This window comes from Sphingomonas sp. (assembly GCF_031380695.1).
In the GTDB taxonomy this organism is placed as follows: Bacteria; Pseudomonadota; Alphaproteobacteria; order Sphingomonadales; family Sphingomonadaceae; genus Sphingomicrobium.
The window spans coordinates 1-7,337 of record NZ_JANMWY010000011.1 but is presented as its reverse complement, the minus strand read 5'-3'; the positions used below and the strand labels follow the sequence as shown (position 1 = coordinate 7,337).

Below are 7,337 nucleotides of genomic sequence, written 5' to 3'. Positions count from 1 at the left end.
TGCTTGACCTGGAGATTCTCGTCAGTGCCGAACTGCCGCGCTGCATTGAGCTCGACCTGCTTGCGCTTAATCTGCTCCTGTAACATCGGGATCTGCTTGCCGATCTCGATGATATCGAACCCGGGGTTGGTGTAGCGGTTTTGCAAACGGAAATCGTTGAACGCGGCGCGGGCGCGACCGAGCCGGTCCGACGCATCGCCGACGAGCCTTACCAACACATCGCGCTTATATTCGGTCTGGCGCCGGCTGATCTGTGACAGGCGGCTCTGCGTCGCGGCGGCATAGGCCCCGACGATGTCGCGCGCCAAGGCTCCGTCTTGTGATAAGACTTCATACTGGATGATGCCACCACGCAGCGTGCGGATGGTGACCTCGTCTTCCATCCAGCGATACATGTCGATGTCGCTGGTGAAGTGCATCCGGTCGCGCAGCTTAAGCTGCTGGGCGGCCGTTTCGCGGACATAGACACTGCGCGCGACCTTCAACGCGACCTCGACTGCGGTCTGGTTGCCGAACACACTGTTGATCGCGCCAAGCTGGCCGAGCGCGCCGCTGAGCCCCTGGCTGGCCGGATCGGTCGGGGTCAACGTCACCGCCGCCCGATAGCGCTCGGGGAAGAAGGTCAGCAGCAGACAGAACAGGATTAGGACGGTCAGGATGGTCCGCCGGGGCCAGGCCGCGCGCAGAATTGGCGCGTGGACAACGCTGCGCATGACCGAACGGGGCGGGGTCACTTAATCAAGGTCCCGACCGTGGCGGCGCTGAGGCCAAGCTGGAACAAGGTCGTCGAGACTTCCTTAAACTTGCTCCAGAAGCCGCCGGACTGACTGCGCACCGGTATGAACACCACGTCACCCGGAAGTGCCCACGCCTTAAGCGCACCGCGGCTGGCCGGAAGTACTTCGCCATTGGCGCGCACGATGAAGATGCCCTTCTTGTCGGCGGCGCGAAGTGGCCCGCCGGCCCGGTAGATATAGTCGCCGATGCGCATTGGTGCGCCGTCGCTTAGCAGGAACGAAGCCGGACGATAGACCGCCCCGAACACGCCGACGATGTTGGACCGTGCGGGCACGAAAATCTGGTCGTTGTTCTCGAGCGTGATGCCGCCTGGCAGGGTAGTGGCGGTGGACGCGATGTTCATCACGATCCGCCCGTCCGGCTCGGTCTGCTTTAACCGCTCCAGCACTTCCTTGGCCCCGGCCAACTGGGTCGCGCGGTCGGCAGGACTTTGCGACGTGTCGGCTGTGAGCGGACTCGCGGCGAGCGACAGTTCGAGCTGCTTGACCGCTTCCTGATAGCTTTCGCGCTGCTGAGCGCGGACCGACAGGCGGGTTAGTTTCGTTCCGAACGGGAACGCGCGGGTGCTGAGTCCGCCGGCCTGCTGAAGCACTTGCGCCATCGGCGTGTTGGGCTGGACGTAATAATTGCCAGGGCGGTTTACTTCGCCTTCGATGCGGACCAGCACCGACTGCCGATCGACGGGCTGGGCGAGCGTTCCACGCGACAGCAATTGCAGAATGTCGCCACCTGCGACCGGGGTGTTCGCCGCAGCCTGGCGGTCGAACTGCTGCGGCCCAGGACGAACCTGATCGATGCTACGATAGAGAATGATGCGGCTGTCATCGCCAAGGCTGTTGGGGCCGCCGGCATAGGCCAGCATCTGGTCGAGGCTCTCGCCCGGCTTGGCCTCGTAGATCGCTTCCTCGTTGACGCTGCCGAACACCGCGACCTGCGGGCCGGCGGGGGGCACGAACAGCACATCCTCGTTCTGCAGCACCGCATCATTCAGGCGGTTGCCGCCACGCACGAGCTGGTAAAGATCGAAGTCGGCAACTTCGGCACCGCGACGATAGAGTTTGACCGAGCGGAAACTGCCGCCGCTGCTCGGACCGCCGGCAGATAGCACGGCATTGGCCATTGTCGACAGGCTGCTGACCGTGAACGCGCCGGGATTGTTTGCAAAACCCGTAACATAGACGCGGATGCCGCGCAGACGGCGGATGCCGACGGTGACGGTGTAGCCACGAAACTGGCGGCCGATCGCGCGCGACACGCGATCCTTCAAATCGGCATAGCGAGCGCCCGCAAGATGTATTCCGCCAACCTTGGGCAGGAAGATCTTGCCGTCGGAATCAATCTCGCGCTCAACGCTGCCCTCGATCGATCCGGTCATGGAAATCCCGACGACGTCCCCGACGTTGAGAATGTAGTCGGGCGGGACGGCGGCGGTGCTGGGCGTCGCGAAATCGCGGCTGGCGGGGACGAGCAACTCGCTGCCGAACCGCTTCAGCTTGCGGCCGAGGACGCGCGCCACATATTCCTCGAACTCGCTCGGCTTGGCGGCGGGCTTGAGCCGCTCGACCGGCTGCAGCAGGCTCGACTGAATCGATCGATCGATATTGTTGAGATTGCGGCTGTCGTCGTTGATGATGGTCGGCGAGATGCTGTTGTTGCTGTAGCCGTTGCTGTCCCCGGACTGGTCTGAATTGCTGCTGCCGGTGCCGGTCTGGCCGCTCTGCCCATAACCGCCCTGCAGTGGAGAGCCCGCGGGCATGTTGCCCGACGGGTTCTGGCCATAGCCGTTCGACGACTGGCCATTCGATCCCTGCATTTGCTGCATCTGCTGAGCATATTGCGCAGTGACCTGTGCCGGCAGCGGCATCGCGAAGAAGCAGACGCAGGCCGCCAGCCGGACTGCAGCGCGCAGGGCGCGGCGCGGGAGACTATAAACAATCACATTCACCACCCATCGCGGGCGCGGACCAGCGCGCTAACCGCATCTGAATCCACGCAAATAAGTTGCGGCCTTGACCCCGGTCGGCCTGGAAACGGGGTGCTAACACGGCGTGCCACGACCGGCTAGTCCCGAATCTGCACAGCGGCATCGTCGCGCTTGACCCGTTGCGCCAGATCGGAACGGGTTTCTTCCAGTTGCTCCGTGAAGGTCACTTTGGCGATTTCATGCCCTGCCAGCAGCCGGTCATACGCGGTGCGATCGCCGACATAGCGGTCCTCGGCGGCGTTCGTCAGGGCGGCGCGGACGGCGTGGCCGCCGGTCAAGCTTGCAATCGCCTCGGCTACCTCGGCCAATTCCATCGGCTCGCCGCCAGTGTCAAAGCGGATCACTGCGGGCAATGGCCCCAGAAGCAGCGCGAACACCAGCGACATCAACTCGCGGATCGCGACATAGCCCCGCACCACCCGGTGCGGCGCGCGTACCGCGATCGGCCGCCCGGCCATCGCCTCGAGCATGAGCGCCGACAGCGCATAGCTTTGCAGCTTGTTGATGTGCGGCCCGGCGATGTTGAAAATGCGGGTGACGACGGCGCGGTTGCCGCTTGCCCCGGCCCAGGCGGAGAACGCGTCCTCATCGTTGCGCTTCAACTCGCCATAGAGCCGCATCGCCGGGGACTTGGCCGGGTCGTCGGCAAAGCGCGCCGCGCCCGACGAGGCGACGAACACCGACTTCGCGCCGAACCGGTCGAGATTTTCGAGGACCAGATCGCTCAGGGCGCGGTTGGCGCTACGATAGGCGGCCTCGTCCATCGCCTCCGCCCGATCCTTGGTCAGGAAGGCGAGATGGAGGAGGAGGGTCGGACGCTCGTCGAGATCGGCAAGCCGGGCCAGCGGTTGCTGGTGGACCGCCGCGCCCGACCGCAATGTCAGGGTGCGCGACGATGCGCCGAAGCAATGGACGCGGTCGGGCAGGGCGTCTCCCAGCGCGTCGTGCAGCAGTTCTAGCGTTGCCAGCCCGAGCCAGCCGCCCGCGCCGGTAATGACGATCCGCTGGCTGCTGTCTCGAACCGCCGCGCGGACGTTGGGAGAGAGTGCGATGGTCAAGGTCAGGCGCTCGCGCGCTCGCCGTCGCGCGCCAGTATCGCCGCGACAACGTCGCCGAAACTGGCGAAGCAGGCATCGGCGGTGGCAACCCAATCCTTCCCCGGATAGCCATAGCTGACCAGCCAAAACGGCAGGCCGGCGGCCTCGGCGGTGGCGTGATCGACCTCGCTGTCGCCGACCAGCAGGCCGGTCGCGGCGGTCCCGCCCATGTCCGCCAGGTTGAGGTCGAGCATCGCGCGGTGCGGCTTGGCCGGAAGCCCGTCGCGGCTGCCGACGACCGAAGCGACGAACTGGTGCAGGCCGAGTTCGCCGACGATCTTGTCGCACAGATGCTGCGGTTTGTTCGAGCAGACGCCCATCACAAGGCCCTGCGCTGCCAGCTTCGCCATGCCGCTGCGCACACCGGGATAAATGCAGGTTTCGGGCGTCGGCCGGGCAGCGAGACGGGCGCGAAAATCCGCAACTTCGACCATCTCGTCGCCGCACTCCGCGCCGAGCAGGTGGGTTACCAGATGCGGCCCGCCATAGCTCATGTGGGGGATGGCGTCGGCCCGCGTGACGCGCCGCTCACTACCGCGCTCGGCCAGCATCTCGCTGAGGATCGCGGCATTGTGGATGGCGCTGTCGACCAGCGTGCCGTCAAGATCGAAGACGATGTGGCGGAAATTCATTCCGGCAGCGCGAGCGCCCGCTCGAGCTCGTCACGCGGCAGGAATGGCGCGAGGTCCTCCATCGGTGCCGTCACCATCGACCCGTCCTCGAGCCGCCGTGACGACACTTTCGGAGCAAAATTCTGGCCCTTGTCGACCATGATCTCACAGATTGCCGGCCCGTCGGCGGCCAGCGTCTCGGCGATGGCGCGACCCATGTCCTGGTGGTCAGACGTGCGCGTGAAGGCGAACCCGAACGCCCCAGCGACCTTTTCGAAGTCGGGAAAAGTGACGCCGCTGTCAGGCCCGCAACCGACTGAGAAACCGTCGAAATAGGCCTGCTGCGACTGGCGGATCGAGTGATAGCCGCTATTATTATAGAGGAAGATCTTGGCCGGAATGCGCTGCCCGGAAATGGTCTGTAGCTCCTGGATATTCTGCATGATGCTGCCGTCGCCGGCCATGCAGATGATCCGCCTCTTGCCCTCGGGCATTGCGTGCCACGCACCGATCGTCGCGGGCAGATCATAGCCCATCGAGGCGGCGCCGCTGTTTGAATAGAGCCGCTGGCCCTGCTTCAGCTTGGCGGCCTGGACCGTGCACACCGCCGCAGTCGCATCGGCCATCACGATCACTTCATTTTTCTCGAGCTGTTCGAACAGCGTCTCGACAAAGCAGTAAGGGTTCACCATGCCTTTTGTGTCCCAATATTCGGGCAGCACCGCGCCATATAGCCGCCGCCGCTCCAAGCCCCAGTCGACATAGCTGCGGTGGGCGGCGGGCGGCGTGTAGCCGTCGAGTTGCTCCAGCAGCACCGGTAGGAACGTCTTCAGGTCGGCGTGGACCGGCATGTCGATGCTCAGCGTCGGCTTGTGCAACTCGGCGGCGTCGACATCGACCATGATCTTGCGCGCCAGCGGAGCGAAGCCGGCGAAATTATAGCTCACCTGACGGATGTTTAGCCGGCAGCCGAGCACGAGCAGGAGGTCGGCCCGCTGCACCGCGAAATTGCCAGCGCGATCGCCGACCGTCCCGGGCCGCCCGACATAGAGCGGGTGATCGTCGGCGACGACATCCTGCGCGTTCCACGCCGGGGCAATGGCGATGCCCAGCTTGTCCGCGACGGCGAGGAATTGCTCGTGCATACCGGCGATACGGATGCCGGTCCCGGGGATCAGCACAGGGCGCTTCGATTGCGCGACCGCATCGATCACCGCGCGCGCCGCCGCGCGCAGCGGCTCGCCGGTCAACCAGCCATATTCGGACGGAATCGCGAAGTCGCGTCCATAGCCTTCAACGCGCGAGTCAAAGCCGTGCAACGCCTCGGGATCGATCAGCGCCGACTGCACGTCGATCGGAATGTCGAGCCACACCGGTCCCGGCCGTCCGGTCTCGGCCAGCCACAGCGCCTTATCCATCATATAGCGGATGTCGCACGGGTTCTGGACCAGTTCCGCGAATTTGGTGATCGGCCGGACCATGGCGACCGTGTCGGACTCCTGATCGCCGAGTTGGCGAAGCACTACCGGCGCATTCTGGCGCAACGTCTCTCGCTTCGCCTGCCCCGACAGGACGATCATCGCGACCGAATCAGTGTAGGCGCCATGAACGCCGTTAAAAGCGTTGATGCTCCCCGGGCCGGTCGTGACATTGACCGCCGCCAGCCGCCCCGACAGGCGCGTATAACTTTCCGCCGCCATCGACAGCGCCTGCTCGTGGTGACAGCAGACGTAGCGCAGGCCGGGTGCCCGCCCGAGCGCGTCGTTGAGGTGCATCGCCCCGCCACCGGTCAGCATGAACACATGGCGGACGCCGTGAGCGACCAAGCGCTGTGCTACATAATCGGACAGTCGAACAAGCGTCATGCATCAACCTGTTATGAAAAGAGTCGGGCGCACGAGGTCTAGCCGGTTTTGCGATCCGCTGGAACCGGGGCGGGCGGATCTGCGCGAGTTGCTGCGCCGGACCCGAAACGGGCCGCTGTCATCCAGCGGCCCGTCACTTCGGATCGGCTTAGGCGGCCTGAGTTCAGGAAGCAGCGCGCGCCGTGATGGGGGCGGCCACCGGCTCATTCTCCAGCCCGCGATCGCTGATCAGCGCGACCAGCTCGCGGTTCGCCTTGATCGGTGCGTCGACCATGTCGATGTGCAGCGGCCGGTCAGCCGCCAGCGGCCTCGTCAGCACTTCGCCACCGACGAATTCGCGGGTCGAGATTTGGCCCTTGAGCAGCGGCACGGAGAAATAGATATTGTCGCGCGACAGCGACTCGCCGGCAGCCAGGTCATGCCTGGCGTACACCCCGCGGACTAGCGCATCGAGATAACGGCGCTCGCCCTCGGGCACTTCGCGACGTGCCTTGGCGCCACTGCTGCCACACATTTCCTGCGCCTTCTTGAACGCGCGGAACCAGATGTCGGCCTGCTCGGGTTTGGTGCAATAGCTGCTAACCGGAACGCCCTCATAGTCGATGTCGATATGACGCTCGAAGGTGCGGGCACCCTTGCCATAAGCAATTAGCATCGAATCGTGCCAGTCGCGCTGCTCGTGGGTTGAAAGGCCGACCGTGATCTGTGGATAGCGACCCTTGAGGAAATCGATCTGGTCGAGTTCGAGGTCGCTATCTTCCGACGGATAGAGCGACACGCAATGGTTGAGCGCGAAGGGCACGTTGCGGCTTGTGAAAAATTCGACCAGTTCGTCGAGATGTTCGAGGTTGGCGCCGCCGCTCGACGCGATAACCGGAAGCCCGGCTCCGGCGATCTTGGCAAGCAATGTCTTGTCGCGGACATCCGAGCTGGCGATCTTGAGGATTTCCACGCCGAATTCGACGCATTTGTCGACCGATAC

The 7,337-nt window shown here is 64.5% G+C and carries 6 protein-coding genes; all 6 read right to left on the bottom strand.

Going from position 1 to position 7,337, the window contains the following annotated elements:
• The coding region (locus tag RMN84_RS00320) for a hypothetical protein (RefSeq protein ID WP_309610220.1) at positions 1-734 on the bottom strand (734 nt) is incomplete at its 3' end.
• Positions 731-2,737 (bottom strand): SLBB domain-containing protein, encoded by a 2,007-nt coding sequence (locus tag RMN84_RS00315; RefSeq protein WP_309610219.1) that lies wholly within the window; start codon positions 2,735-2,737, stop codon positions 731-733. The genes RMN84_RS00315 and RMN84_RS00320, both read right to left, overlap by 4 nt.
• Before the next feature lie 122 nt (positions 2,738-2,859).
• Positions 2,860-3,840, bottom strand: a complete 981-nt coding sequence (locus RMN84_RS00310; protein ID WP_309610218.1) for an NAD(P)-dependent oxidoreductase — start codon at positions 3,838-3,840, stop codon at positions 2,860-2,862.
• A gap of 2 nt (positions 3,841-3,842) precedes the next feature.
• Positions 3,843-4,511, bottom strand: a complete 669-nt coding sequence (locus RMN84_RS00305) for an HAD hydrolase-like protein (protein ID WP_309610217.1) — start codon at positions 4,509-4,511, stop codon at positions 3,843-3,845.
• A complete protein-coding gene (locus tag RMN84_RS00300; RefSeq protein WP_309610216.1) occupies positions 4,508-6,355 on the bottom strand; it encodes a thiamine pyrophosphate-binding protein in 1,848 nt (615 codons plus the stop codon). The genes RMN84_RS00305 and RMN84_RS00300 overlap by 4 nt, the downstream gene beginning before the upstream one ends.
• A gap of 163 nt (positions 6,356-6,518) precedes the next feature.
• The coding region (locus tag RMN84_RS00295) for an N-acetylneuraminate synthase family protein (RefSeq protein WP_309610215.1) at positions 6,519-7,337 on the bottom strand (819 nt) is incomplete at its 5' end.

Coding starts and splice junctions, on each gene's coding strand:
- RMN84_RS00305 (WP_309610217.1), bottom strand. CDS start 4,511: ATGAATTTCCGCCACATCGTCTTCGATCTTGACGGCACGCTGGTCGAC.
- RMN84_RS00300 (WP_309610216.1), bottom strand. CDS start 6,355: ATGACGCTTGTTCGACTGTCCGATTATGTAGCACAGCGCTTGGTCGCT.